This window comes from Soonwooa buanensis, from assembly GCF_900167905.1.
GTDB lineage: Bacteria > Bacteroidota > Bacteroidia > Flavobacteriales > Weeksellaceae > Soonwooa > Soonwooa buanensis.
The window spans coordinates 49,734-76,124 of sequence record NZ_FUYZ01000002.1 but is presented as its reverse complement, the minus strand read 5'-3'; the positions used below and the strand labels follow the sequence as shown (position 1 = coordinate 76,124).

The following is a 26,391-nucleotide window of genomic DNA, read 5'->3' as shown; positions in this document are numbered from 1 at the left end:
AATAGTACAAAGATAAAAAAAGAGCGCCACTTGTGCGCTCTTAAAATCTTATTAAGTATCGATCAAACTTTAAGTTGACGATTAATACTTTGCTCCAGAGAGATGAAAGTTTCGGTTCTTGTAACCCCTTTCAAACTTTGGATTTGGTTGATAATGTCCATCAAATGATCATTATCTCTACAAAGCACTTTTAAGAAAACTGTGTAATTACCTGTTGTGTAATGCGCTTCGATGATTTCGTTAATCTGTTTGAAGGCATCCACAGCATCCTTGTAATGACTTGGCTTTTCTAAATAAACACCAATGTACGATACGACTTTGTAGCCGACTTTACGAGGATTAAGGAATGAAATTGAATTTTCGATAACACCAGCTTGCTCTAGTTTTTTGATACGCTGATGTACCGCAGTGGTAGAAATACCAACATTTTTTGAGATCTGCGCTAAGGATGTTTTTGCATTATCCATAAGCATGTAGATGATCTCCTTATCAACGCTGTCGAGTTGATAACCATAGTGTGTAGCACTTTTCATTATTATTAATTTTTACAAAACGGTTGAAACTTTACGAAATTAATCTATATTAATCAATTATCTATACTTTTATAATAAAAATCATGTTTAAAGAATATTAAAATTAAACTTAAGCATCGAATATTCTTCAAATTTTTCACAAAAAAAAGTGAGTTATCTTAAAAAAACAACTCAACTAACTTTGCGAATAAAATCACAATAATTAAATATTATTAATTAACTTCCGTGTAAATATACAAATAATTAAAAATATACTATTAATAATTTATCAATTAACACAAAATAAATATTTATTTCACATATAATATATACAAATAAAACACAGTATCGTTGAAAAATAAAAATTTTACTTTTTTTCGAATAAATCGGGACGACGTTCTGTTGTAATCCTAATAGCCTCATCATGTTGCCAATCTTCAATCGCTTGGAAGTTTCCGCTTAACAGAACTTTTGGCACTTCTAGACCTTTGTACACATCTGGACGCGTGTAGATTGGATAAGATAACAAGTCATCCTGAAAACTGTCTGTCAACGCACTTTGTTCGTCATTAAGAACACCAGGCAACAATCTAATGATAGAATCCGCCAAGACACAAGCCGCCAATTCACCGCCTGTCAAAACATAATCACCGATAGAAATTTCTTTAGTAATATGTAAATCTCGAACGCGTTGATCGATGCCTTTGTAATGACCACACAAGAAAATTAAATTCTCAACCGTAGAAAGTTTATTCGCAATTCTTTGATTTAGCGTTTCGCCATCAGGCGTCATATAGATAATTTCGTCATAGTGACGTTCAGATTTTAATTTAGAAATACATAAATCCAAAGGTTCAACCATCATCACCATACCAGCTCCACCGCCATAAGGTGCATCATCGATCTGACGATGTTTGTTGGTTGCAAAATCTCTAACATTATGAAAGTGAACCTCAGCCAAACCTTTTTCCATAGCGCGTTTCAAAATTGAAGTTTCGAAAGGACTACGCATCAAATCTGGCAACACACTTATTATATCAATTCTCATATTATTGTTCTGTATTATTTTTCTTGGTAGAAACGATGATCAAACGAAGCGAAGAATCTTTATTAAAGTAACTCCACATCCAATTAAAGAAAATCGCTATTTTGTTTCTCACGCTCAAAATAAGCATCAAATGTAGAAACATCCAGAAATACCAAGCAAGAAAACCTTGAAATTTAAGATCAGGAAGATCAACAACTGCACGGTGTTTACCAATTGTTGCCATCGATCCGCGATCCACATATTCAAACTCCGTCCATTGACTAGACGACGATCGACGAAGATTTTTTCCTAGATTTTTCCCTTGATTAATTGCAACATTAGCAACTTGCGGATGACCTTGTGGATATTTTGGTGTTTCCATATAAGCGATGTCACCAATCGCAAAAATATTATCAAAACCAATAACACGATTGTATCGATCAACTTTATATCGATTTCTGACTAAATTTTCTTTATCAAAATCTCCAATAACATTACCCGTTACACCAGCCGCCCAAATCACATTATTACAAGGAATCGTTTTTCCACTTTGCATGAAAACCGTTTCGCCATCGTAGTCAGTTACACGTTCGTTTTTCATAAACGTAACGCCAAGTTTGACAAGATATTCTTCAGCTTTATTCTGAGATTCAACACTCATCGCTTCCAAAGGCTTTTCGCCAGAGCTAATCAAAATGATTTTGAGATGATCAAAACTCATGTGCGGATAATCGCGAGGAAGAATTTCGTTTTTCATCTCTGCAAATGCACCTGCCAACTCTACGCCAGTTGCACCACTTCCGACGATAACGATATTCCAGTTACCGTCATCACTTCTAGATTTTTCGATAATTAATTTTTCGAAAGTCATCAAAATATGATTTCTGATACTGATGGCTTCCTGCGTATTTTTCATTCCAAATGTTAAATTTTCCATTTTGGAATTTCCGAAAAAGTTGGTTTTGCAACCTGTTGCGATTATTAATTTATCATAGGAAAAAGTGCCTTCTTCACAAATTACACGATTTTCGGCAGTGTCAATTTGCTGCACTTCGGTCATCCTAAACTGAATATTCCGAGAACGTTGAAAGATTTTTCTGAAAGGAAACGAAATATTAGAAGGTTCGATACGACCACTAGCAACTTGATAAAACAGTGGTTGAAACATGTGATGGTTAACCTTATCTATCAAAATTACTTTTTTGTTACTATCTGCATTCAGTTGTTTTGCCAATTGCAAACCAGCAAATCCACCTCCTATTATTACAATTTTCTCCCTAATCATCGTTTAAAAATTTATACAAAAATACTCCAAATTTCTCGCTTTAAAGAATAGCAAAATCTATGCTTCTAAAATTTAATCCAAAAAAAAACGACAACTCCGAAAAGTTGCCGTTATTAAATATTTTTTTTTAAAACTAAATTTTAGTTCTTGTAGAAACCGCTAACACCAATTCCTCCGTTGAAAGTTTTCAATTTACTTCCAGTAATAGAATAGACAGTAATTTCACTTGGTGATGCAAAATCACCAGCATTAGAAGTAAATATCTTACCATCAATTACATTAAAACCGTACAAAGTTCCGTACGGAGATTCTGACGCAGCAAATAACAACTTAGGCGAATTGCTCGACAAAGGCATTGTGTAAACTTTGTTGTTTGACGAAAAATAATAGTTATCATTATCGATTACCAAATTAGTTGCATACGGAATGCCCGTAAGAGTAAGCGTATTTGCGATTGCTGCCGTTGCATCAATTGTATAAATATAAGAATCGACACCGTCCGAAGTAACTGTATACACACGATTGTTATAAGCAATTGTTTTTTGGATATCACCTTTTGGCACAGACACAGTTGTATCAAGATTATTAGTCATTGTATTAATAACACTTAGATTTTTTCCGAATCCATAAGACGCATTCTGTACAAATGCTTTTCCTCCAATTACCGCTATATCTTGTGCAGCATCGCTAAAGCTTATTTTTTTAATAAAGCTAAAATCCGAAGCGTTGTATACAGCAACATATTTATCTCCTAAATATTTATCGTTGGTAACATAAATATAGTTATCCGAAAACGCGATATCTCTTGGTTGATTAACTTCAGTAGAAATCGTTGCTAATTTTTTAAACGAATAACGATTAACAACTTCAATTTTGTTAGAATTATTAACAACCAAGTAAGCTTTATCATCTTTGGTGCCAACTGTTTGTAAAACATCTCCAAGTTTTTGTCCATTAACGGCTGAATAAATATTCTCGGAAAACTTTGACAGATCCGATGTCATGAATGACACTTCACCTTGATTGCTATTCAATGCACCTTCAGCAGAGATTAAAACACCATTTTCATAAGCGCCATGCTCTACGATAATGTCATTATCATCTTTACAAGCTGTCACAAATAATAAACTGACAGCAAAAAGACCAGTAATTAAATTTTTGATTTTCATAATATATTTTTTTAGAAATTAAAATTCATGTTAATTGCATAATTGCGTTTTGGCATATAATAACCAACAACCGTACGATAGACTTCCGATGTCAGATTATTAACTTTAAAACCGAGTTTTAAAGATTTTATTACATCGACATCAGCACCAACATTAATGACATAAAAAGGATCAAGCGCCAATTTATCAGTTGATTGCGTATCAGAAAATATCTTCGAATTCCAAATTGTTTGCAGATGTAAAGTCACAATTTTATAACTAAAATCAGCGCCAAAATTCACTTTATGAAAAGGAACAAAAGCCAACTGTTTTTTCAATGCTTGGTCTTCAGAATTGGTGTAAGCGTATCCTAACATCGCACGATAGCCAAAATCTCCAAACTTCTGCTCTGCGCCAAGTTGCGCTTCCACACCATAAGATTTTACATGTGCGGTATTAGTCGCATGATATATCCCGCCCGCACCAGGAACCCAACGTATCATGTCTTTGATATCCATATAATAAGGTGATAGACTTGCTTGCAAGAATTTCCATTTTACAGTTTGACTAATCTCAAATTGATAAGATTTTTCTGGTTTCAAATCTTTATTTCCGCCAGGTTCCCAATACAAATCGTTAAAAGTTGGTGCGCGAAAATTCTTTGAGGCACTCAATTTTAAACTATAAAAATTATTAATCGTGAAATTACCTGCCGCAGAAAACAAAAATGGGCTTTTTACATTTTCGATATATTCCTTTTTAGCACCAAGTTCCCAACTAAAATTTTTAGAATAAAAATTCCGGTATAACAATCCAGCAGAACCCTGCGCACGCTTTATTGAGCTAATTCCAGTATTAAAACCTTTGGCTTCAACTTGCCCAATTTCACCTAAAAAGTTAATTTCAGATGATGCGTTAAGTTGATATTTAAAATCATTTTTCGTCAAGTACTGTTTGATGCTTCCACCAGTTTTTGCATTCGGAATATTAGAATCTAAATAATATTGATAATCGTCGGTTAAATAAGCGATTTTAAAATCATTTTTAATCTTTTCATTTTTAAAATTCCAACCTGCAAGACTTCTAAAGGTTCGACTTAAATACTTACTTGGCGTCGAAAATTCTGACAACAATGGGTAATTTTGTGTAGCATCAAAAATCTGACTTTGCGAGTAGATTTCGTTTTTGTCATCAGCTTTGTACGCAAAACCTAAATTAACGCCAGTATTGTCATATGCGCCATTTCGGTTGACGTAATACTTTTCAACTTCATAATCGTTTTTGCTTTGGTTATGACTAAGCGAAAACTGAAAACTGAATTTATCGTTACTAAAAGAAGATTTTAACAAAGAATTAAGCGTTTCGTAGGATGCATATTCCGAAAACAATTGTCCTTGGAAACCCTTGTTGTATCCAAACGAATTATTTAGGTGAATAGAGCCACCAATAGCGCCACTGCCATACAAAACACTTCCACCACCATATTTGACAGAAATATTATCATAACCCAAAAGTGAAATATTATTGATATCGCCTTGTCCTAAAAACTGAGAATTAATGTTAATTCCGTTCCAGACAAAAGCGGTTTGCTGAGCTGTTGTCCCACGAAAAGAAGGCGAAGACACCATTCCGCGACCATTTTCTTTAATATAAATAGGCGTTTGGAAACTTAATAAATCTGAAAGTGAAGTGGCATTTCTGAGAACTTCGTCAGATTTTATGACTTTAATTTTTGAAAAAACTCGAGAAGTTTGAAATTGCGGATCAACATAAACCGTGTCTATGACAGCTTCTTGCGCAAAACCAAAAATTGGAAAGATAAAACTAAAATAAAAAAATAATCGCTTCATACTGATCACTTTTCTCCCGAAAGCCTTTTGTTAAGTTAAATTTGGCAGGTCTCCTGACTTTCGTTGATTACACCCCTTCTCGTCGGCGACAATGGTCTTGATGCAATCTCTTTATACGATCTACAGTTGCGGGGACAGTTGAAGACTTACACTTCGATTCCCTTTTAATTTCGGGTTATTAAGCCCGAAAACCAATTTTGCAAAAATATGTAAAGTTTTTCTTTTAATTCAATTTGTTATGAAAAATATTTAATATAATAATCGTGCAGAGGTTTTGGAAAAGACTTTTGTTCGGCTTCAGTAAAGCTAAAGCTTAAAAAATCATTTTCAGTTTTTATTTTATCAAAATCGCATTTATTTGGTATTAAAATTTTTGAAATCGAAATTTCCAAATTGCGATGGGTCAACTTATGTTGAATAACTTTCTCATGTTCTTCAATAAAATCAATATCATTAAAATCTAAATTCTTTGGATACTCGAATAACTTTTTCCAAATATCTGACGTGTCACGTTGTTTAACTAAAAACTGGTCATCATGATAAATGAATTGATAACTTAAAGCTAAATTTTCAACTTTAGTTTTTTTAAGTTTAACAGGGAATTGATTGATTTTTCCGATAGCAAAAGCTCGACAATCATCTTGCAAAGGACAATCCGAGCAAAGTGGATTTTTAGGTTTGCAAACTTCCGAACCCAGATCCATCATCGCTTGGTTAAAACAACCTGCATCTGTTTCGGGCATAATTAATTCTGTCAACTCTGAGAAATATTGAAAAGCTCGAGAGTTAGAAATATCAAAATCATCTGCAAACAACCTCGACAAGACACGATAAAAATTACCATCAACCGCCGCAACCTTCTCATGAAACGAAATACTTGCAATTGCCGCAGCAGTATATTTGCCAACACCTTTTAGTTTTAATAATTCGGCGTATGTTTCAGGGAATTCTGAATTGTAATCTGTAACCAATTGCTTTGCAGCTTTATGAAGATTGAGCGCTCGAGAATAATAACCAAGCCCTTTCCAGTACAATAAAACCTCCTCTTCATCAGCATTTGCAAGCGTATCAACATCAGGAAAACGCTCTACAAAATTGAGATAATGTTGCATACCTTGTTTGACTTGCGTCTGTTGTAACACGACTTCGCTAATCCAAATATTATAAGGATTTATACTTTTGCGCCAAGGAAGGTCACGTTTATGGGTTTGATACCATTTAAGTAGCTTAACGCCAATATAAAGAAAATCAGTCTTTTGTTTGTAAGTTTTCAAAAATATGTTTTATATTTGCACACCAAAATTATAAACAAAAAAGGAAATGACAAAGGCAGAATTGGTAAACATCATCTCAAATAAATTAGGCGTAGAAAAAAATGATACTCAGAAGGTTATCGAGGCATTCATGCAAGAGATAAGAACATCGATGTATAATGGAGACAATGTTTATCTAAGAGGTTTTGGATCATTCGTTATTAAAACTAGAGCGGCTAAAACGGGAAGAAACATTTCTAAAAATGTTGCAATTGAAATTCCGGCACACAATATTCCGGCTTTCAAACCATCAAAAACTTTTGTTGAGAAAGTAAAAACGAAAGTTGCAGTAAAGAACTAATTAATTTAATATTAACTTATAATAAAATTTCTAAATTATGCCAAGCGGAAAGAAAAGAAAAAGACACAAGGTTGCGACCCACAAAAGAAAGAAAAGAAGAAGACAAAACAGACACAAGAAGAAGAAATAACATTCTGACTCTCAGTCATATAAATATAAATATAGTTGGTGTTTTTCGCCGACTATATTTTGTTTTCTACATACCACAAGTACAACGCCATATTGGCAAAAAATTGACTATTGATGTCTTTCGTAAAAGGCAATTATTAAAACAAAATTTATGAAGAAAGAATTAATCATTTCGCATGAGAATGATTCTTCACAGATTGCCCTGTTAGAAGACGGTAGATTGTTCGAGCTCCACGAGATCGAGTCAGAGTCTGACTTTGTCGTTGGAGATTTATTCCTTGGAAAAATAAAAAAATTGGCGCCCAACCTTAATGCAGCTTTTGTCAACATCGGATACGGCAAAGACGCATTTTTGCATTATCAGGACCTGGGACCACAATTTTTGTCTTATCAAAAATTCTTGAAAGACACGATTGCAAAAAGACAAAACACGTCAAAACTTAAAGACTTTGCAGTACAAAAAGTTATTGACAAAAATGGCACTATTGACAAAGTTGCCACTGCTGGAGATCTTGTTCTTATCCAAATAACAAAAGAACCAATCTCAACAAAAGGACCACGTATTTCTACACAAATATCGTTGACTGGTCGTTTTTTGGTTTTGATACCATTTGATAATAAAATTTCGATTTCAAAAAAAGTAAAAGATCCAGGAGAAAAAGAAAGACTTAGGACTTTAATAGAAAGTATTCGCCCAGAAGGTTTCGGTGTTATTATAAGAACCGTTGCCGAAGGTAAAAAGGTTGCTGAACTTCATAACGATATGAATCAGCTTATCGAAAAATGGGACGATTGTTTCAAAAATATTCAAAAAAATAAAGTACCAAGCAAAATGTTAAGTGAGGAAGACAAAGCCTCATCTATCTTGAGAGATAACTTCAATCAAGACTTTGTCAACATTATTTGTGATGACGAAAGTATGGTTCGCGATATGAGAAATTATCTAGAAGTTATCGCACCAGAAAGTAAAAATATTGTTCAGTTTTACGACTCGCCTACTCCACTTTTGGAGTATTACAACGTCGAAAAACAACTAAAACAAAGCTTTGGGAAAAATGTTAATATCCCAAGCTCCAAAGGTGCATATCTTGTAATAGAACATACAGAAGCCCTCCACGTTGTTGACGTTAACTCTGGTAACAATATTTCGTCAGCTACTACAAACAAAGCACACGCGCTTAATGTCAACAAAATGGCAGCGACAGAAATTGCCCGACAATTAAGATTGCGAGACATGGGAGGTATCATCGTCATTGACTTTATCGACATGACAGATCCCGAACATCGAAAAGAATTATATGAGCATTTCCGAGATGAGCTCAAACGTGATAAAGCTAAGCATAAAGTTTTACCACCTAGCAAATTCGGACTTATCCAAATGACAAGACAAAGGGTACGTCCAGAAAAATATATTGAAACCAAGGAAGAAAATCCGAACAAAGACGGAGAAATCGCTGCGCCAATCGTTATTGTAGAGCGCATGGAAGAATCTATCAGAAACATTATCCAAAAGGAAAAGGGCAAATTGTATCTTCACGTCCATCCATTTGTAGAGGCTTACCTTACCAAAGGACTTATGAGCATCCAGAACAGATGGTTCCTTAGATACAAAAAATGGGTAACCATTATCCCACGAGATTCATTCAAGTACTTAGAATTCAAGCTCGTCAATTCCAAAAAAGAAGAATTGATGTCTTATTCCAACTAACAACTCAGACTTCGGTCTGAGTTTTCTTTTTTACAACATTAACTTATTTTAACGATAAGCAGAGGCTTTTTAATTTAAACTTAAGATAATTTGGTCGTACTTTTGATACAGTTCGAATACAAATTATACACTAAAAATATGTCAGAAAAAATTTTATGGATAGATGATGAAGTTGATTTACTAAAACCACATATCGTGTTTTTGGAAAACAAAGGCTACAAAGTCACACCAGTTAACAATGTTAATGAAGCGCTAGAACTTATTGAAAAAGAAAAATTTCAGCTGACATTATTAGACGAAAACATGCCAGGTATTTCTGGACTTGAGGCTATCCCAATGATTAAAGAAAAGGATACAAGCCTTAAAATCGTGATGGTGACCAAGAGTGAGGAGGAGCATATTATGGAACAAGCTATTGGTTCGCAAATCGCCGATTATATCTTGAAACCAGTTAATCCGAACCAAATTTTATTATCATTAAAAAAGAATCTACAAAGTGAGAATCTTGTAGAACAAAGAACAATTACAGAGTATCAGCAAGAGTTCCGTAACTTGAGTATGGAATTGTCTTACCTAAGAACCTTCCAAGATTGGGCAGAATACTATAAGAAAATCCTTAATTGGGAAATTAAGTTCGATAAAGTATTCGACAGCGAGTTTGCGGATCTTTTACAATCTCAGAAAGAAGAAGCAAATATTCAGTTTTCAAAATTCATTGAAAAAAATTACGAAGATTGGTTACATGACCAAGATAAGCCAAGCATGAGCCACACGCTTTTCAAAGAAAAAGTGAAACCAGAATTGGCTGATGATAAAGTTCTATTATTAATGGTTGACAACCTTCGTTACGACCAATGGAAAGTTATTGAGCCTCTTTTCGCAAGGTTCTACAACAAGACTTCCGAAGATTATTATTTCAGTATTCTTCCGACGGCAACGCAATATGCGAGAAATTCGTTTTTTGCTGGATTAATGCCATCTGAGATCGAAAAACGCTTCCCAGACAAATGGTTTAATGACAACGAAGAAGGTAACAAAAACGAACACGAAAGAGAGTTTTTGGAAGATCAAATGAAGCGTCTTGGCTTGTCAGGAAAATCGATGAAGTATCTTAAAATCCTTAACGCCGATTTTGAAAGAAAAATTCTAGACGATTTTAACCAACATAAAAATAATGATCTTTTGGTGATTGTCTACAACTTTATTGACATCCTTTCTCACGCGAAAACAGACAACAATATTGTTGATCAATTAATTAGAGATGACAAAACTTTCAGATCGTTGACTTACAATTGGTTTGAAAATTCATCGCTTTTAAAAATTATTAAAACTGCGGCAGAAAATGGATTTAAGTTGGTTATTACAACTGACCACGGAACTGTCTATGTTAAAAAACCGAGCAAAGTTGTTGGCGATAGAGAAACCTCGACTAACATCCGTTACAAAACTGGGCGTAGCTTAACCTACGATGACAGCGATGTTTGGGCAATTAACAATCCAGAAAAAATATTTCTACCAAAAGGAAATCTGAGTTCGAAATATATTTTTGCTAAGAACAATATTTTCTTGGCTTATCCTAAAAATTACAATCATTTCGTTAATTATTACAAGGAGACTTACCAACATGGCGGGATCTCGTTAGAAGAAATGATTATCCCATTTAGTATTTTGGAACCCAAATAGTTTTTTTCATAGTTTATTTAAATTTGGGTTACTGGCGGAAAAAATCAAAGATTTTTTCCGCCTTTTTATTTTTAATTCATTTAAAAGGAAACAAATTCTAGCTTCTAAAAATATATTACAAACAGATTGATATTTAATTTATTTTTGAAAAATCAAAAAGTCAGTTAAAAACATTTAGGATTTAGTTTAAAAAAATACAAATAGAAAATAAATTATGACAAAACAATTACTAAAAATAGGAAGTAAAAATAGCATCTTAATGGTTGCTTCTCTATCAATACTTTTCAGTCTGATGTCCTGCGAAACCGTTGTTGATAATTTAATAGATAACATAGGAAATAATCATCAGCAAAATAATTACACCTCAAGATACATGGGTAATTGGGTTGGCACATACACAGGTGCAGAAAGTGGGAACGTGACTTTTAAAGTTAGTAAAGATGGCACCATTTACGGAAATTATGGTACTGCAGACGAAATAATTGTAGGTTCGGTGTTGGATGATGGTGGCTTGTTAAGTGTTCTTTCGGTTAACTCAGGATTTCATCTTTATGGAAATCTTAATCAAAATTCTGGTACTTGGAAAAAAGGTGATAAAACTGGAACTTGGACCTTCAAAAAGCAGTAAATACATTTGGTAGTTAATTAAAATTGTGAGAATTACTGGGAATTAGTTTTAAAATAGATTTAAATTTTAAAGGCATTCTTCAAAAGCCAAACATATTTCCGACCTTTGCCCATTAGAAAAACAAGAATGAAAATTATTTCTTATAATGTTAACGGCATTCGTGCTGCTTTTACAAAAGACTTTCTCGGATGGTTGACTTTGGCTAATCCCGATATCATCTGTATTCAAGAAAGCAAAGCGGGTAACGACCAAATTGACATCGAAAGTTTTGAAAAAGCCGGTTATCACAGTTATTGGCATTCGGCAATTAGAAAAGGTTACAGCGGTGTTGGTATCGCTTCCAAAATAAAACCAAACCATGTTGTGTATGGTTGTGGCATCGAAAGTTTTGACAACGAGGGACGTATTATCCGAGCTGATTTTGACGATTTTTCGGTGATTTCAGTCTATGTACCATCGGCTTCTAATATCGATCGATTAGAGTTTAAAATGCAGTTTTGTTATGATTTTTTAAATTATATTAAAGAATTAAAAAAGACAATCCCAAATCTTATTATTTCGGGAGATTATAATATTTGTCACGAAGCTATCGATATTCACGATCCTGTGCGACTTGCAAATGTTTCCGGTTTCTTACCAATGGAACGCGAGTGGATGACTAAATTCATGGACGAATGTGGATTAATTGACAGTTTCAGACACTTTAATGATCAACCAGATCAATATTCTTGGTGGAGTTATCGTGCGGCGTCGCGCGAGCGTAACAAAGGCTGGAGAATCGATTATAATATGGTTTCAAAAACTTTGGAAGATCGACTTTCGCGCGCTTTAATTTTACCAGAAGTAAAGCATTCTGATCATTGTCCCGTTGTTGTTGAATTGAAATAAGCGTTTTTTATGCACGAACAGTTTAATTTCATGATAGAAGTCCTTGGGACAATTGCCTTCGCTATGTCGGGAAGTTTCGCAGCAATGCAGAAACGTTTAGATCCATTTGGCGTTATCATTATCGCATTCATCACTTCTGTAGGTGGTGGTACGGTTAGAGATTTGCTTTTGGATGTTCCTGTTTTTTGGATGCACGATCTACGTATGTGTAGCATTATTTTGATTACCAGCGTCGTCTCAATGATTTTTAAATCTTTAGAAAAAAACTTCCAAGTCACATTGTTTATTTTTGATAGTTTTGGACTAGGACTTTTCACTATAATCGGTGTACAAAAAGGTTTAACAGCCGAACTTCATCCACTTATTTGTATAATTCTTGGGACGATAACAGGTTGTTTTGGTGGAATTATAAGAGATATTTTATTAAACAGAATTCCATTAATTTTTAGAAAAGAAATCTACGCAACCGCTTGTATCATTGGTAGTGCCGTATTTTTATTATTAGTAAAATATGCAACATTCACCTACACTTTTGTACAAGTTTTCACAATTTTATTAATTGTTGCTATTCGATCTCTCGCGGTCAAATATCATTGGCAAATGCCAAAATTCTACGACACGCCCAACAATTCTGAAATGTAAAATAAAAAAAGCTCCGAAAAATCTCGGAGCTTATATTTTTAATGAAATTTACCTCTTTGTCTCATATGTGGATTGTGCATATGTTTTTGCATCGATGGCATCTTCAGTTGTTCTTTTAACATTTTGATTTGGTCTGTCATCATCCCAGCCGAATCAAGATTTTTCGCTTCTTCCAAAAGTTTTGTCGCTTCTTGTCTTCTACCTTTCGCCATGGCACCAGCAGCAAGATTAAGCGTCGCCATTGCACGATCGTGCTTCATATTTAGTCCATAATCCAAAGCTTTCTTCATAAGCCCTTCTGTCTTTGCTGGGTTATTTTCTTGCGCTGTTGTAAGCCCAATTAAATAATGGTAATAACCATATTGACTCTTGTGAAGTTGACTTTCAAAATTTTTAATATTTGATAAAAACTGATTCGCTTTTTCAAAATTTTGCTTTCTAAGTTGCCAAAATGCCAGCAAGATATATTCGTTTTTATAAAACAAAAGAATCGGAATAGCTGCTAAAATCACCATTACAATTCCCCATCCGATATTTCTGTTAAACATTAAAAATATACCAAAGCCAATAAATATGGCTGCAATTACAAATTTAATATACTTATTCATTCTAAATTTTTACGATGCAAAGATAAACAATGTAAAAGAAATTACAGAATTGTAACGTTGAATAAAAATAAATTCCCAAAAAATAATCTATATTTAATCCGCAAAAATAAAACAAATGAAAAATTTACAGTATCCTCTTGAGTTTAAGTTCAAAGTAACAACACTTGCGAGCGATTTCACGATTACTGACAAAAATGGGCAAATGCAGGCTTATGTTCGTTCAAAAATTTTTAAACTAAAAGACGACGTACAAGTTTTTGATAGCGATGCAAAAAATCAAGTTTTGTACACCATTAAAGCTAATAAATGGATAGATTTTAATGCTTCTTACGCAATAACTGACCCTACTACCAACACTGAAATTGGAAAAGTTGCAAGAAAAGGATTGCGTTCTTTTTGGCGTGCAACATATAATATTTTGGATAATCGTGGCGAAAATCTTTTCACTATAACAGAAGAAAATCCTTGGGTTAAAATGTGGGATTCTTTTGTTGGAGAGTTGCCTTTAATTGGGATGTTTACAGGCTATTTCCTTAACCCAGCTTATATCGTTAAAGATCAAAATGGTCAAATTATTTTTAGACTAAAGAAAACCCCTTCTTTGTTAGGACGTCGATTTGTACTCGATAGATTGGTTGATATACCAGACGATCAAGAATCGCTTTGTGCACTTAGTTTGATGATGATGGTCTTGCTAGAAAGAGCAAGAGGATAACACAAAAGCGACTTAAGTCGCTTTTTTTATTGAAATCGTTTAATATCAACTTCAGGAAAAATCTCCTTCTTATATTCAATATGTTCAAATAATTGTTTTGAAAAGAAACAAGAATTCATAACACCTCGAGCACCCATTCCGTTTAGGACATACATATTCTCATGCTCTTCATGACAACCAAGAATCGGTCTTCTATCATGGACAACAGCTCGAAAAGCGACATTGACTTCATCGATTTTATATTCTTTATCGAAAATCTCTTCTAGTCCAGAAGTTAACTTATTAACAGATTCTGGAATAATCTCGAGAACTGTTTGATCCCATTCATAAGTTCCACCAACAAAAAACTGCTTCTGACTTGTTTTAAACAAAAAAAATTTCTTTTTAATAATATAAGGATCGACTTCTGCATCAGAAGAAATTAAAATCGAATGTCCACGATTGCCTTTAACAGGAAGATTAGAAAAATAAGGATTGTTGTTAACATTAACACCTTCGCAAAAAACAATTTTATCAAAACTAAAATCTTTATAGGTATTGGTTCCTAAATTTAATTCAGAAAAATCAAAAGCTTCTTTTAACCATAATTTATGTTCTTCTAAATAGGAATAAAAACTACGAAAAAAAGCTTTAACGTCAACTCTTAAAGAATAATGAACTCTACCAGATAGATAATCATTTTTAACAGATTTGAGCTTAATAAAATCTGTGTCCAAAAAATCCTTTAGGTCTTCATTTTCTGATTTTTTAAGCCAAAGGTCACGTTCTATATCATCATGGAAAATACGTACAAGATTTTCAGAATTAATAAAATTTTGACCAAGATAAGGTCCCATCTCAGAAAAGTTATTTCGGACAGTTTCTATTTCATTCTTAGCGTTCCAAACGCCCGTAAAACGTTTTAAAACAACTGGATTGCAAACACCTGCAGAAATCTCCGATGCTGACCTAACGCCATCAGAAATTAAAATAAAAGATTTATTATTTTTAATAAGTTGGTGCGCAAACATTACGCCCGCATAGCCTCCTCCAACGATAATATAGTCTAACTTCATAATAAAAAAACCTGAGTATAAAGATACTCAGGTTTTGTATAATTAGAAATAATATTCTTAATAATTCCAAAGGTCGTTCTCCATTTGAAGAATTTGAGCTTTGATTCTGTCACTCTCATCCAATTGTCCGTCAGCATCTTCTGGCACATAATCATCGATAATACCGCTACCACCTCTACCTTGTCCATTATCTGACTTATAAATGATTGAAGAAAATCTTCTCGCATTTAATACATCATCAAACGTAATGTCAGAGCTAGTATTTTTAGCATTAAAGATATAATTGCTTGTCAATACTTTTCTAGCATCTGGGTAGAAAATCCAAAAAAGATCAATCGAATCTGGTGCTGCTGCTTCTGGCGTAACACCGTTTTCGATCTGAGAACTTGCGATTGATGCTTGTGCTTTTGCGCCATTTGGATCTGGACCCATAGCACAAATACCTAACAATCTGTATTTAAGTTGTGTATCACGCTTATCAATATACCATTGTCCCATAATCTTTAACAATTTTACATTTTCTGTACTTGTTTTAATCTGGTCAACGTTAGCAATGATATCGTTATTTGTAACTTTAAAGTGACTTCCGTCCAATTTAACAATTACATTGTCTTTGTCATCTTTGTAAACGTCTTGCAATCTAGCACCATAATAACCTTTTAGTGCGTTGATTCCTTTGTCGTCTTCATTCATGACAGACTTGTAACCTTTCAACGATTTAGTAACAGCTTTATCATCAATCTTACCTTCGTTCATCAACTGAACAAAATAGTTATCAACATTAATAGCTGAAGTCGATGCTGCGATACCTTCTGGTGTTAATTTAGTTGTAAAGTTCTCATCTGTATAGACTTGTGAAATTTTACCACTGTTAACGGCATCAATAAGAATTTGGTACAAAGACAAATTCTGAGAAACAAGACCATCGTTGTTATGATAGAATGGTTGGTTGATTTTATCATTCATATCAATGATTTCCCATACAACCATACCTTTAAGCACATCTTTATCCTCAACAAAACCATACTTAATAGGTGCAGCTACACTATCTTTTCTTGCTTCGCGCTCTTCGCGAAACGTTTCTGGAGAAGTTGCATTAAGTACACTGGTTTGCGCAAATGCAAATCCTGAGGATAATAGTAGAAAATTTAAAACTATCTTTTTCATATAAATCATTAATATTGATTAAAAACCAATCAAATACTATTTAAAAATAACGTTATTATTGAACATTTATTGCAATACCTGGAATGTTTTGAAGAACCTGTCCTCCTAATCCAGTTGCAGTAGCTTGGATATCGAAAACAATTGCGATATCACCTGATCTTAAACCTTTTGTTAAACCTTCAACAGCGTTAAGAGAACTTCCGTTAACTCTCATTGCAGCTTTACCAGGAACTTTGAACATGAAGCTATTAACAGAGAAACTTACTGGGAAGTCAAAGTCTGGCATAGCAACCGTTACTGATTGGTTAGCAATAGAACTTGCTGGCATAGCCACAACATTTCTACCTCTAATCTGTCCAACTGGTGGTGGTACATTCTTAACTCTAAATTTGAAAGGTTGAGAAATTGTAGCGCCTTTTGGATCTTTACCAGAAATTGTCAAAGTAACTTCGTTACCTGCAGAAGGTGTAACAGTCCACTTACCGTTACCTCCACCAACTGATGCTCCAGATGCAGAAAGTGAAATATTACCAGAAGCTCCTAAGATTGATCCAGAAACTGGGTTAGGAAGACCTCTATATAATACATTCATCTTATCAGCAGAAAGTAAAGCACCTTTTTGAGCTTTAAGTTCTTGTACACCTGCGATTACATCGTAAGTATGCTCATATGGTAAAGAATGAACTTTTCCGTTTTTATCAGTAAATTTAATTTCACCTCTTAAAGCTTGAGGACCAACGGCACCAGCATTAAGTGTTGCAATACCTTGACCATTTTCTATACGGCTAACACCTGTAATTTGTAGACCTGGGATTGCGCTTGCTCTTGTACCAATTGCAACTTTAACCTCTTGTGGAGACCCTTGCAATACTTGTTTTGGACCTTGTACTAAAGCTTCGTAAGCATCAAACTTAATATCTGCATCAACTTTCTCTTGTAACATTGAAGAGATAGCATCTGACTGTAGATTTCTAGCTTCTGATTGGATAACTTCTAAGTTAGATAAAGCAGCGATAAGTGGCTGGTTATAAAACTTATATTGTACCCAACTTTTTCCTCCAGCAGCTCTCTTATCTCCTTTAACGAAATCCGGAACTAAAGTCTTCTGAGCTCTCTTTGCAATATCTGCAAATTGTTGATTAGAAGCAAAAGTTGTGGTGATATAATTTCTTAAATCATCCATTTTTGTCTTTAGCTCAGCAGCTGTTTTTGATGGATTCTTTTCATCTCCATCATTAAAGAATAATTTTGTAGCAGGCTCGGTATTATTTAATGCAGTGAAACTTTCTTCTGATGGTAAATTTGGATCATACTCAGCAGCAGTGCTCATTTTACCTTTTAATCCATCGATAAAACTAACAAGATCATCAGTTTTAGCTTCTAGACCTTTATATTGCTCCTGTAAAGGACCATATACTTCTGGTGAAGCAGCAGCTTTCGCTTGTAAAGTTTTTTCGAAGATTTTATCATTCTTTTCTTCAACCATATTTCTTGTATCAGTAAGAGACTGGTTGGTGTCTTTATATGATCTGATGATTTCTTGGTCAATTTGCATCGCAAGCATCGCGATGAAAACCAAGTACATCAGGTTAATCATCTTCTGACGAGGCGTCTGTTTTCCTTGTGCCATTTTTAAAAAATTTTAATAATTAATAAATAAATGAACTGGAAATTAAGACTTCATAGCAGATAGCATTCCGCCGTATACTCTATTAAGACTAGATAAATTAGATGTTAAACCTTGTAATTCTTCGTTGAATTTTTCAGATTGCTCAGCAGATTTTTGAATATCTTCAACATATTTTTTGCTGAATTCTGACTGCTTTTTACCGTGCTCTAATTGTAGTGCGTAAAGCGCATTCATACTTTCTAGGTGACTAGCAGCAAGATTCATTTGCTCATTATACTTATGTGTAGAAGCACCAACATCAACAGTTTGGTTGATTTGATCTACAGAAGCACCGAACTTTTCGATTCCACCTCTCAATCTTTCGAACATGCTTACATCTAATTTAGCATCAGCAAGCATTTTGTCTAATTTACTAGATAAAGAAAGTTCTAATTCTTTGTTCTCAGCAATTTGATTAACTACTTTTCTTGGTTTTCTTTCAGCAGATTCGTCTAAAAGCTCAGGGTACACATTTTCCCAATGGTAAGACTCTTCTGATTTTGGTGGATCAAATGCGAACACGATAAATACAATCGCTTCCATAATAAGACCTGCCGCTAAGGCAACATTACCAGAAATTGGGCCTAAGCTCCAGTGTGTCATTTTGAATAATGCCCCTAAGATTACGATTGCTGCGCCAATTGAATAGAAGAAATTCATTCTGGCATCTTTAGTTTTAAACATGTGTTTTTTAAAAATTTTAGTTAGTAATAGTTAGTTTATGATATTTTATTTTGTAGACTTCTTTTTGAATTTAGCAGATCCTGCCGCAATATCTTGCACAGTTCTAAATCCAATGTAGCTTCTAGCAGAATCTTTTCTTTCCCAGTCTCTATAACCCGTCATCAATAGATAACCTGCATCTTTCCAAGATCCACCGCGTACAGTTTTCTTAATCTCTCTGTATGCTTGATTTGACATATTAGGGTTAAGCGTTGAAGAGAATTGATAAGTTGAGTTGCTGAATGGAGACTCCGTCCACTCCGATACGTTACCAGCCATATCGTAAAGACCGTAACCATTTCTTGGGAATTTTTTAACAGGAGCTGTATATACGTAGTCTCCTTTTTTCTCATCCTCAATATAGTTACCTCTCTTCGGTTTGAAGTTAGCTAAATAACATCCTCTATCATCTTGTAAGTTAGGTCCACCCCAAGGATAAGTTGCATTCTCCACGCCACCTCTAGCAGCGAATTCCCATTCAGCTTCTGTTGGTAGACGGAAGTTCATAGGTTTTTGCTTTTTCTTTTTTAAACTATTATTAAAGTCAGACTTTCTTTTAGTTTTATAATTACAAAAAGCACGCGCTTGATCCCAAGTTACCCCAACTACAGGATAATTTTTGTAAGCTTGATGCCAAAAATATTGATCAAATAGAGGCTCATTATAAGCATAGTTGAAATCTCTCACCCAAACTGTTGTGTCTGGATATACTTTGATGCTTTCTTTCTTAAGATAAGACGCATCTCTGTTTTTATCTCTAACAGCCGAAGCAACATCTTCCCATTGATAAGCATATTGCAACTTGTTAGCATCTAATAATCTCTCGTTATTGATACGCTTATCTGGAGCAATATACATTGACTCTAGAACTTCTGCGTATTGCTCATCTGGATAAGCTGAAGTATTCCAATGTAACGGAACTCTCCAGTCCAACTTTTTAGCCTCGCTATAACCATCTCTTCCACCTTGAGATTCAAGATAAGATTGATAAGGTGTAACATTATCGCCACCTTTTTGAGATGCATATGCATAGTCGGAAATACTCGCTCCTGTAGAACTCTCGGAACCACCAGTACCAGCAGCCTCAGCTAAAAGAGTTCTTGCGATTGAATCTCTAACATAGTTAATAAATTCTCTATACTCGCCATTAGTAACTTCTGTTTCGTCCATAAAGAATGAAGATACAGTCACTGTTTTAGGATTGGCTTTCTCAGGCATGTTTGTAAAATCTACATCTGTCATACCCATCACATAGGAGCCTCCTGGTACAGGAACCATCCCGAATGGTCTTTCAGCTGTAAATGTTTTTGCCGACTTTGCAGGGATTAACTCCCCTTTTGTTTTAGCACCTGGTCTTCCTGCAGACTTGCCCCCTCCTTTAGAACAAGAAACAACAGCTGCAGAAGATAATAATATAAGAAATATCCTTTTCATTCTCTATTCAGAAATTAAGCGGTAAATATATAATTTTTTTTAAAACTACTATTACTTTTCCTTAACGTATTTTTATTAGTAATATTGTTTTAATAACAATTTTTTATTCAACTGTTACAGATTTTGCAAGATTTCTAGGTTGATCGACATTTGCGCCTCTATAAACTGCGATGTAGTAAGACAATAATTGTAATGGAATCGCAGCTACAATCGGAGAAAAACATTCAGAAGTTTCTGGCATTTCTATCACATGATCAGCCATCGACGCCACCTGTACATCACCTTTATTAACCACTGCAATAACTTGTCCTTTTCTAGCTTTAATCTCTTGGACGTTACTTACAATTTTGTCATAATGTCCTTGTTTAGGAGCAATAATAACGATTGGCATATTCTCATCAATAAGCGCGATTGGTCCGTGTTTCATTTCCGCAGCTGGATAACCTTCTGCATGGATGTATGAAATTTCTTTTAGCTTAAGAGCGCCTTCTAATGCTGAAGGGAAGTTATATCCTCTACCTAAATATAGGAAGTTAGTTGCATCAACATATTGTTTAGCAATGTTTTTAGCAACTTCATGTGAAGATTGTAAAACCTCTTCTACTTTAGTTGGAATTGCGTCTAATTCTGCAATTAAACTCATAAATTCTGCATTACCAAGATTACCATTATGTTTTCCTAATTTAAGAGCTATTAATGATAAAATTGTTAATTGTGCAGTAAATGCTTTTGTGGAAGCAACACCAATTTCTGGTCCTGCGTGGGTATAAGATCCCGCGTCTGTAACTCTCGCTATTGATGAGTCAACAACGTTACAAATACCATATACGAAAGCACCTTTCTCTTTAGCAAGTTTGATAGCAGCCATTGTATCAGCTGTTTCTCCAGATTGAGAAATAGCAATAACAACATCTTTAGGTCCAATAATCGGATTTCTATATCTAAATTCTGAAGCATATTCTACTTCAACAGGGATTCTTGCAAATTCTTCAATCAGATATTCTCCAATAAGACCAGCATGCCAAGAAGTACCACAAGCAATAATTACAATTCTTTCAGCTTTGTTGATACGCTCAAGATGATCCCAAATACCTGCCATTTTGATGATTCCTTCATTTACAAGAAGGCGTCCTCTCATGGTATCAAGGATAGATTTAGGCTGCTCAAAAATTTCTTTTAGCATGAAATGCTCGTAACCTCCTTTTTCGATTTGCTCAAGATTCAATCTTAGTTCTTGTATAGCCGGCTCAACTTTTTCGTTGTCTTTAATCGTGAAAATATTAACTCCATTTTCTAACGAAATAGTAGCCATGTGACCTTCTTCTAAATAAACAGCCTCTTTTGTAAATTCAACAAAAGGAGAAGCATCAGAAGCAATAAAGAATTCTTTATCCCCAAGACCAATAGCTAAAGGAGACCCTAAACGTGCTACAATAAGTTCTCCAGGGAAATCTTCGTGCATTACAGTAATTGCATAAGCTCCATAAACCTCATTAAGAGAAGCTCTAACAGCACCTGCAAATCCTAACTCTGGGCTTTTATCTGTAAAATATTGAATTAAGTTTACTAAAACTTCTGTATCAGTTTCTGAATGAAATTCGAAACCATTTTCAATAAGCATTGTTTTAATAGTATCATAATTTTCAATAATACCGTTATGAATTAATGCAATTTTACCATTATTTGATAAATGCGGATGTGAGTTTCTATCACTTGGAACACCGTGAGTTGCCCAACGAGTATGTCCCATCCCCACATGTGCAACACCTTGAAGTCCTTCAGAAATCTCTGCTAAGTCATCAACTTTACCCTTCGTTTTTTTAACTTCTAGTTTGTTATTTTTATTATCAATTACAATACCTGCGCTATCATAACCTCTATATTCTAGACGTCTTAAGCCACTTATTACGATATCGTAAGCATCTCTAAAACCTGTATATCCAACAATTCCGCACATAATTTATGTTTTTTGTGTTATTAATTTATTTTATTATTTTTTTTGAATAAGCTACTCTTAACTGAATATTTTTGTAGTCCTTAAGAAGATTAGCTGGAATTTCTTTCCCAACATTATTTGCATCTGTACCTTTTAATACAATTCTATTAGGTGTATAGGCACGATCCGTGTTATCTACCCCCAACATCAATCCTGTTGATGAGCTTGATAAATAACCTCCTAAATCAACAATTAAATCTTTTGGTTCTTTAGCTTGTTCTATAATATCTTTTAAGGTTTTTGTAATACCAATATCGTAATATGCATCATCTTTATCTAAATTATAGGGTCTTATTAGTGTATAAGTTGTATTAGCTAAAGCAGACATGTCACTTAAGAAATCTGTAGCATCTTTTTCCTTAACTGTAAAATAAGAAGGTTTTGCAAACGTATTTTTCCAAATAGATTCATCTGTATATAATCTAATTTTAGCTGTTACAATACCCGTTTTTTGATTTTTATATAAATCTCTTAAAGTAGCAACAGTCTGAGCAGGAATTCTAACCGTAAGGCCGCTTCCTCCCATACCTTGAGCAAATAATTGTGATTGTCCAGCTTCGGTGATACCAGCAATTGCATCAGCATAAGGCGTCCCTGTTCTGTTGTATTCAATTTGGTTAAACTTCGCGTTAACGCCACCTAAACTCAAATCATACTCCATCAACTCACTTCGGGTTACTGTGCCATCTGTCGCTGTTACGTCATTTTTGTAATATAATTTAATAGCAACTAAAGAAGGATCAAATTTAAAAATATAACCATCATTCTCTTCGACGGAAATTTGAATTCCTTTAAAATATCTAATAAAGTTAGCGGCACTCGTTAATTCTGGCTGCTTATTTTTAGCGATGATTTTAGTTTGGAAAAAGTCTTTATCCAAAGGAATCCTTAAACCAACCTCTGTATTCAACAACTCAGAATTATCGGATTTCTTAGTAATTACAACAGAATTGACATTACCATCAAAATCTTTTGAGCCAATTACAGTAGAAGAAACATTCACGGCTTTGTTTGATAATTTTTCATCAGCATAAGCACCTAAGAAATCGTTAACCTCCCTAACATTAATTTTAAAGCCCGCTCTACTGGCTCCTATATAATATTTCCCATATTTAGAAACAGGATAAGTATTAACAACTTTTTTTGCGTCTACATTTCCGATCGGATAAATGTAATCATCTTTGGTTGTTGTTGTAACAGAATCTTTCTCGTATAACGGATTAATAACTAACACTGCAGAATCCAAAACAGCATTACTACCAAAATCAGCGTTATCTGTAGACATACGTACTTGACTGACATAAGACGATTTTTGCATCCCGAAAACTGGCTCTGTGAAAGCTCCTAAAGTTCCATAACCTAATTTACCAGCATCAGTTCTTATAACATCTCCATAAGTATGATTAAATCCAACGATACTATAAGCCGTTTCAACACCTTCTGCACTATTCCCATCAAACAATTGCTCCCCAAGATTATCCAAATCCGATTCGCAACTAACAACAGCCAAAGTCAATACTAAAGCACTTCCTAATGTAATTAGGCTTTTTAATTTATTTATCATTCTTGTTTTTTCGATTTAATATAGTTGCGCGATTGCATCTACACTTAGATAATCAGATTTCTCAGCCGACGCTTGTCCATAAGCCTCTTCTAAAGATTCTACTAAAAATTCGTCTCCTTTTACAATAGCATCAACATAGTTCATACTATCATTAACAAAGCCTAAGAAACTTGGATTATCTAACGATGTAAGTTCTGTAATATTATCAAAAGTTAGAATTTCTTTACTATTGCTTCCTAGTTCAGAATTTTCTTCGTTATAAAGAGACAAAACTAACTTAGTCTCGTTAAAATATGTATCGTCTTTATAAAATGTTTTTAAGTAAATAGGAATAAGAGAAGCCATCCATCCATTGATATGGATTACATCTGGCACCCAGTTAAGTTTTTTGATTGTTTCGATAACACCACGAGCAAAGAAAACTGCTCTTTCGTTGTTATCTTCGAAAGCTTTTCCTTCGTCATCAAAATACAATTGCTTTCTTTTGAAATACTCTTCGTTGTCGATAAAGTAAACCTGAAGTCTTTCTCCCGGTAACGACGCTACTTTAATAATCAAAGGTTGATCTAGGTCATTGATGATAATATTCATCCCTGAAAGCCTAATAACCTCATGTAGTTGGAATTTTCTTTCACTAATTTGTCCAAACCTTGGCATGAAAACCCTCACATCGTTACCTTCTTGATGCATTTTCAGAGCCATCTGGTGGACCATGTTACCCATGTTAGAATCTTCATGGTAAGGATACATCTCTGTTGTAACGTACAAAATCTTTTGATTCGGCATAATATATTTTATTGTCTAAAAAGTATAAACACTTTATTTTGCAAAATTACAAAAATTTATTGCAATTGTTTTATTTTAATAAATTTTAGCACGATTTGGTCAACCAACTCACTTATATGCGCACAAAATCAAGCATTTAACATTTAATTTTATAAATTTTTAACAAATAAAAAACTTTCGTACAGATACATTTTATAATTTTACATTCAATTTTAACAAGATTATGAAAATCCTAAATAACAGAGCCGAATTAGAACAATTTGTATCTGAAGCTAAAAAACAAAACAAAAGCATCGGATTTGCACCAACGATGGGCGCTTTACACGATGGACACATTTCGCTTTATAAAGAAGCTAGAAAAGAAAATGACTTAGTTATTTCTTCAATTTTTGTAAACCCGACACAGTTTAACAATCCTGAAGATCTCGAAAAATATCCAAGAACCGTAGAAAAAGACATCGAAAAACTGGATGATTCTGGATTAGTAGATGCAGTATACGTTCCTTCTGTAGAAGACATTTATCCTGACAACCTTGAAAGCAAACATTACAACTTCAATGGTTTGGAAAACGAAATGGAAGGTGCGGCAAGGCCAGGACACTTCGATGGTGTAGGAACAGTTATCGAAAGATTATTTGAACAAGTGCAGCCTGACAATGCTTATTTTGGAGAAAAAGATTTTCAACAACTAAGAATTATCGAAGCTTTGGTGGACAATCTTAAACTTCCTGTAAAAATACATGGTGTTAAAATCCACAGACAAGATGACGGTCTCGCGATGAGCTCGAGAAATATGCGCCTTAGCGAAGAAGAAAGAAATGCGTCGACCATTATTTATCAAACTTTAAAAAAAGTGAATGATTGGTTCCGAGTTATTACAATTCCTGAAATTAAAAATCGCGTCGAAGAAATTTTCGAAAACCAAAAAGGTATGGAACTCGAATATTTTTTAATTGCAGACGAAGAAACCTTGAAAGAAACAGACTTCTTTTATAAAGACAAAAATTATCGCGCCTTTATCGTTGTTAATGTTGGCAAGGTAAGATTAATTGATAATATGCATCTGGATTAAGTCCAGATGTTTTTTTTGCAATAGGTATAAAAACATAGAAGCCTCCTTATTCAGGAGGCTTCTAAACACCAAATCACAAAATATTAATATGAAAAAAATTTACTATGAGGTAAATTTGTGACCCGGCTGGGATTCGAACCCAGGACCCATACATTAAAAGTGTATTGCTCTACCAGCTGAGCTACCGAGTCTTGAATAAATGCTTATTCTAATTTTTTGCTTGTGCCTGCGACTGGACTCGAACCAGCACATCCTTAGGAAACCACCCCCTCAAGATGGCGTGTCTACCAATTTCACCACGCAGGCTTAAAATCTTTGCTAAAGACTAAATCTTTATTTCAAATTTTTTAAGCTAGTGACCCGGCTGGGATTCGAACCCAGGACCCATACATTAAAAGTGTATTGCTCTACCAGCTGAGCTACCGAGTCGGCCACTTCAACAAGTTGCGTTATCATATTCGAGTAACATCCCTTGTTTTTAGTGGTGC

At 34.3% G+C, this 26,391-nt stretch carries 23 protein-coding genes, 3 tRNA genes and 1 riboswitch; of the genes, 8 read left to right on the top strand and 18 right to left on the bottom strand.

What is annotated here, in order from left to right; genetic code table 11:
- Window positions 1-62: 62 nt before the first annotated feature.
- The 6 genes from B5X62_RS03565 to mutY all read right to left on the bottom strand — a co-directional run bounded on the left by B5X62_RS03565 (window position 63) and on the right by mutY (window position 7,096).
- Entirely contained in the window at window positions 63-533 is a 471-nt protein-coding gene (locus tag B5X62_RS03565; RefSeq protein WP_079666025.1) for an Lrp/AsnC family transcriptional regulator, read from the bottom strand.
- Window positions 534-879: 346 nt separating this feature from the next.
- Entirely contained in the window at window positions 880-1,560 is a 681-nt protein-coding gene (gene trmD, locus B5X62_RS03560; RefSeq protein WP_079666024.1) for a tRNA (guanosine(37)-N1)-methyltransferase TrmD, read from the bottom strand.
- Window position 1,561: 1 nt separating this feature from the next.
- The gene (locus B5X62_RS03555; RefSeq protein ID WP_079666023.1) at window positions 1,562-2,824 is read right to left on the bottom strand and encodes an NAD(P)/FAD-dependent oxidoreductase; all 1,263 of its coding nucleotides are present in this window, start codon (window positions 2,822-2,824) and stop codon (window positions 1,562-1,564) included.
- A 140-nt stretch (window positions 2,825-2,964) separates the two neighbouring features.
- On the bottom strand, window positions 2,965-3,993 hold the full coding sequence (locus B5X62_RS03550) for a YncE family protein (RefSeq protein ID WP_079666022.1): 1,029 nt from the start codon (window positions 3,991-3,993) through the stop codon (window positions 2,965-2,967).
- A gap of 11 nt (window positions 3,994-4,004) precedes the next feature.
- On the bottom strand, window positions 4,005-5,822 hold the full coding sequence (locus B5X62_RS03545; RefSeq protein WP_079666021.1) for a TonB-dependent receptor plug domain-containing protein: 1,818 nt from the start codon (window positions 5,820-5,822) through the stop codon (window positions 4,005-4,007).
- A gap of 26 nt (window positions 5,823-5,848) precedes the next feature.
- A riboswitch (cobalamin riboswitch) is annotated at window positions 5,849-6,033 on the bottom strand.
- 25 nt (window positions 6,034-6,058) lie between these two features.
- Window positions 6,059-7,096, bottom strand: a complete 1,038-nt coding sequence (mutY, locus tag B5X62_RS03540; RefSeq protein ID WP_079666020.1) for an A/G-specific adenine glycosylase — start codon at window positions 7,094-7,096, stop codon at window positions 6,059-6,061.
- 46 nt (window positions 7,097-7,142) lie between these two features.
- Between mutY and B5X62_RS03535 the strand changes: the two genes are divergently transcribed.
- The 6 genes from B5X62_RS03535 (at window position 7,143) to B5X62_RS03510 (ending at window position 13,114) form a co-directional block, all read left to right on the top strand.
- Window positions 7,143-7,436, top strand: coding sequence for an HU family DNA-binding protein (locus B5X62_RS03535; RefSeq protein WP_079666019.1), 294 nt, complete (start codon window positions 7,143-7,145; stop codon window positions 7,434-7,436).
- A 280-nt stretch (window positions 7,437-7,716) separates the two neighbouring features.
- On the top strand, window positions 7,717-9,273 hold the full coding sequence (locus B5X62_RS03530; RefSeq protein ID WP_079666018.1) for an Rne/Rng family ribonuclease: 1,557 nt from the start codon (window positions 7,717-7,719) through the stop codon (window positions 9,271-9,273).
- Window positions 9,274-9,411: 138 nt separating this feature from the next.
- The gene (porX, locus tag B5X62_RS03525) at window positions 9,412-10,956 is read left to right on the top strand and encodes a T9SS response regulator signal transducer PorX (RefSeq protein ID WP_079666017.1); all 1,545 of its coding nucleotides are present in this window, start codon (window positions 9,412-9,414) and stop codon (window positions 10,954-10,956) included.
- Window positions 10,957-11,170: 214 nt separating this feature from the next.
- A complete protein-coding gene (locus tag B5X62_RS03520; protein WP_144038285.1) occupies window positions 11,171-11,584 on the top strand; it encodes a hypothetical protein in 414 nt (137 codons plus the stop codon).
- A gap of 126 nt (window positions 11,585-11,710) precedes the next feature.
- Window positions 11,711-12,472 carry an exodeoxyribonuclease III gene (locus B5X62_RS03515; protein ID WP_079666015.1) on the top strand — a complete coding sequence of 254 codons (762 nt, stop codon included), beginning with the start codon at window positions 11,711-11,713 and terminating at the stop codon, window positions 12,470-12,472.
- 9 nt (window positions 12,473-12,481) lie between these two features.
- Window positions 12,482-13,114, top strand: coding sequence for a trimeric intracellular cation channel family protein (locus tag B5X62_RS03510; RefSeq protein ID WP_079666014.1), 633 nt, complete (start codon window positions 12,482-12,484; stop codon window positions 13,112-13,114).
- Between the two features lie 38 nt (window positions 13,115-13,152).
- Here the strand turns inward: B5X62_RS03510 and B5X62_RS03505 are convergent, their stop codons facing one another.
- Window positions 13,153-13,722: a hypothetical protein gene (locus tag B5X62_RS03505; RefSeq protein WP_079666013.1), complete on the bottom strand. Its 570-nt coding sequence runs from the start codon at window positions 13,720-13,722 to the stop codon at window positions 13,153-13,155.
- 115 nt (window positions 13,723-13,837) lie between these two features.
- On the opposite strand from B5X62_RS03505, the gene B5X62_RS03500 reads away from it, so the two are divergent.
- Window positions 13,838-14,437, top strand: coding sequence for an LURP-one-related/scramblase family protein (locus B5X62_RS03500; RefSeq protein WP_079666012.1), 600 nt, complete (start codon window positions 13,838-13,840; stop codon window positions 14,435-14,437).
- Between the two features lie 26 nt (window positions 14,438-14,463).
- Here the strand turns inward: B5X62_RS03500 and B5X62_RS03495 are convergent, their stop codons facing one another.
- The 8 genes from B5X62_RS03495 to B5X62_RS03460 form a co-directional block, all read right to left on the bottom strand.
- The gene (locus B5X62_RS03495; RefSeq protein WP_245797145.1) at window positions 14,464-15,492 is read right to left on the bottom strand and encodes an NAD(P)/FAD-dependent oxidoreductase; all 1,029 of its coding nucleotides are present in this window, start codon (window positions 15,490-15,492) and stop codon (window positions 14,464-14,466) included.
- Window positions 15,493-15,549: 57 nt separating this feature from the next.
- A complete protein-coding gene (porN, locus tag B5X62_RS03490; protein WP_079666360.1) occupies window positions 15,550-16,659 on the bottom strand; it encodes a type IX secretion system ring subunit PorN/GldN in 1,110 nt (369 codons plus the stop codon).
- A gap of 55 nt (window positions 16,660-16,714) precedes the next feature.
- Window positions 16,715-18,289: a type IX secretion system motor protein PorM/GldM gene (gene porM, locus B5X62_RS03485; protein WP_079666010.1), complete on the bottom strand. Its 1,575-nt coding sequence runs from the start codon at window positions 18,287-18,289 to the stop codon at window positions 16,715-16,717.
- 42 nt (window positions 18,290-18,331) lie between these two features.
- On the bottom strand, window positions 18,332-19,012 hold the full coding sequence (gene porL, locus B5X62_RS03480) for a type IX secretion system motor protein PorL/GldL (protein ID WP_079666009.1): 681 nt from the start codon (window positions 19,010-19,012) through the stop codon (window positions 18,332-18,334).
- Between the two features lie 45 nt (window positions 19,013-19,057).
- Window positions 19,058-20,485 (bottom strand): T9SS ring complex lipoprotein PorK/GldK, encoded by a 1,428-nt coding sequence (gene porK, locus B5X62_RS03475; RefSeq protein WP_079666008.1) that lies wholly within the window; start codon window positions 20,483-20,485, stop codon window positions 19,058-19,060.
- Window positions 20,486-20,588: 103 nt separating this feature from the next.
- Window positions 20,589-22,442 carry a glutamine--fructose-6-phosphate transaminase (isomerizing) gene (glmS, locus tag B5X62_RS03470; protein ID WP_079666007.1) on the bottom strand — a complete coding sequence of 618 codons (1,854 nt, stop codon included), beginning with the start codon at window positions 22,440-22,442 and terminating at the stop codon, window positions 20,589-20,591.
- A gap of 25 nt (window positions 22,443-22,467) precedes the next feature.
- Window positions 22,468-24,045: a DUF4270 family protein gene (locus B5X62_RS03465; protein WP_079666006.1), complete on the bottom strand. Its 1,578-nt coding sequence runs from the start codon at window positions 24,043-24,045 to the stop codon at window positions 22,468-22,470.
- Window positions 24,046-24,060: 15 nt separating this feature from the next.
- On the bottom strand, window positions 24,061-24,831 hold the full coding sequence (locus B5X62_RS03460; RefSeq protein ID WP_079666005.1) for a glycogen/starch synthase: 771 nt from the start codon (window positions 24,829-24,831) through the stop codon (window positions 24,061-24,063).
- Window positions 24,832-25,054: 223 nt separating this feature from the next.
- On the opposite strand from B5X62_RS03460, the gene panC reads away from it, so the two are divergent.
- Window positions 25,055-25,903, top strand: coding sequence for a pantoate--beta-alanine ligase (gene panC, locus B5X62_RS03455; RefSeq protein WP_079666004.1), 849 nt, complete (start codon window positions 25,055-25,057; stop codon window positions 25,901-25,903).
- Window positions 25,904-26,021: 118 nt separating this feature from the next.
- Here the strand turns inward: panC and B5X62_RS03450 are convergent.
- The 3 genes from B5X62_RS03450 to B5X62_RS03440 all read right to left on the bottom strand — a co-directional run bounded on the left by B5X62_RS03450 (window position 26,022) and on the right by B5X62_RS03440 (window position 26,332).
- Window positions 26,022-26,094, bottom strand: a tRNA-Lys gene (locus B5X62_RS03450).
- A gap of 32 nt (window positions 26,095-26,126) precedes the next feature.
- Window positions 26,127-26,209: transfer RNA gene (locus B5X62_RS03445), tRNA-Leu, on the bottom strand.
- Window positions 26,210-26,259: 50 nt separating this feature from the next.
- Window positions 26,260-26,332: transfer RNA gene (locus tag B5X62_RS03440), tRNA-Lys, on the bottom strand.
- Between the last annotated feature and the right edge of the window lie 59 nt (window positions 26,333-26,391).

Bases quoted from the DNA above. Each gene is read 5' to 3' on its own strand.
- B5X62_RS03510 (WP_079666014.1), top strand. From the start codon at position 12,482: ATGCACGAACAGTTTAATTTCATGATAGAAGTCCTTGGGACAATTGCC.
- B5X62_RS03465 (WP_079666006.1), bottom strand. From the start codon at position 24,045: ATGATAAATAAATTAAAAAGCCTAATTACATTAGGAAGTGCTTTAGTA.
- B5X62_RS03520 (WP_144038285.1), top strand. From the start codon at position 11,171: ATGACAAAACAATTACTAAAAATAGGAAGTAAAAATAGCATCTTAATG.
- B5X62_RS03500 (WP_079666012.1), top strand. From the start codon at position 13,838: ATGAAAAATTTACAGTATCCTCTTGAGTTTAAGTTCAAAGTAACAACA.
- porK (WP_079666008.1), bottom strand. From the start codon at position 20,485: ATGAAAAGGATATTTCTTATATTATTATCTTCTGCAGCTGTTGTTTCT.
- B5X62_RS03505 (WP_079666013.1), bottom strand. From the start codon at position 13,722: ATGAATAAGTATATTAAATTTGTAATTGCAGCCATATTTATTGGCTTT.
- porM (WP_079666010.1), bottom strand. From the start codon at position 18,289: ATGGCACAAGGAAAACAGACGCCTCGTCAGAAGATGATTAACCTGATG.
- B5X62_RS03555 (WP_079666023.1), bottom strand. From the start codon at position 2,824: ATGATTAGGGAGAAAATTGTAATAATAGGAGGTGGATTTGCTGGTTTG.
- porL (WP_079666009.1), bottom strand. From the start codon at position 19,012: ATGTTTAAAACTAAAGATGCCAGAATGAATTTCTTCTATTCAATTGGC.
- B5X62_RS03550 (WP_079666022.1), bottom strand. From the start codon at position 3,993: ATGAAAATCAAAAATTTAATTACTGGTCTTTTTGCTGTCAGTTTATTA.
- B5X62_RS03495 (WP_245797145.1), bottom strand. From the start codon at position 15,492: ATGAAGTTAGACTATATTATCGTTGGAGGAGGCTATGCGGGCGTAATG.
- B5X62_RS03535 (WP_079666019.1), top strand. From the start codon at position 7,143: ATGACAAAGGCAGAATTGGTAAACATCATCTCAAATAAATTAGGCGTA.
- B5X62_RS03565 (WP_079666025.1), bottom strand. From the start codon at position 533: ATGAAAAGTGCTACACACTATGGTTATCAACTCGACAGCGTTGATAAG.
- B5X62_RS03460 (WP_079666005.1), bottom strand. From the start codon at position 24,831: ATGCCGAATCAAAAGATTTTGTACGTTACAACAGAGATGTATCCTTAC.
- B5X62_RS03545 (WP_079666021.1), bottom strand. From the start codon at position 5,822: ATGAAGCGATTATTTTTTTATTTTAGTTTTATCTTTCCAATTTTTGGT.
- porN (WP_079666360.1), bottom strand. From the start codon at position 16,659: ATGAAAAAGATAGTTTTAAATTTTCTACTATTATCCTCAGGATTTGCA.
- porX (WP_079666017.1), top strand. From the start codon at position 9,412: ATGTCAGAAAAAATTTTATGGATAGATGATGAAGTTGATTTACTAAAA.
- trmD (WP_079666024.1), bottom strand. From the start codon at position 1,560: ATGAGAATTGATATAATAAGTGTGTTGCCAGATTTGATGCGTAGTCCT.
- B5X62_RS03530 (WP_079666018.1), top strand. From the start codon at position 7,717: ATGAAGAAAGAATTAATCATTTCGCATGAGAATGATTCTTCACAGATT.
- B5X62_RS03515 (WP_079666015.1), top strand. From the start codon at position 11,711: ATGAAAATTATTTCTTATAATGTTAACGGCATTCGTGCTGCTTTTACA.
- glmS (WP_079666007.1), bottom strand. From the start codon at position 22,442: ATGTGCGGAATTGTTGGATATACAGGTTTTAGAGATGCTTACGATATC.
- panC (WP_079666004.1), top strand. From the start codon at position 25,055: ATGAAAATCCTAAATAACAGAGCCGAATTAGAACAATTTGTATCTGAA.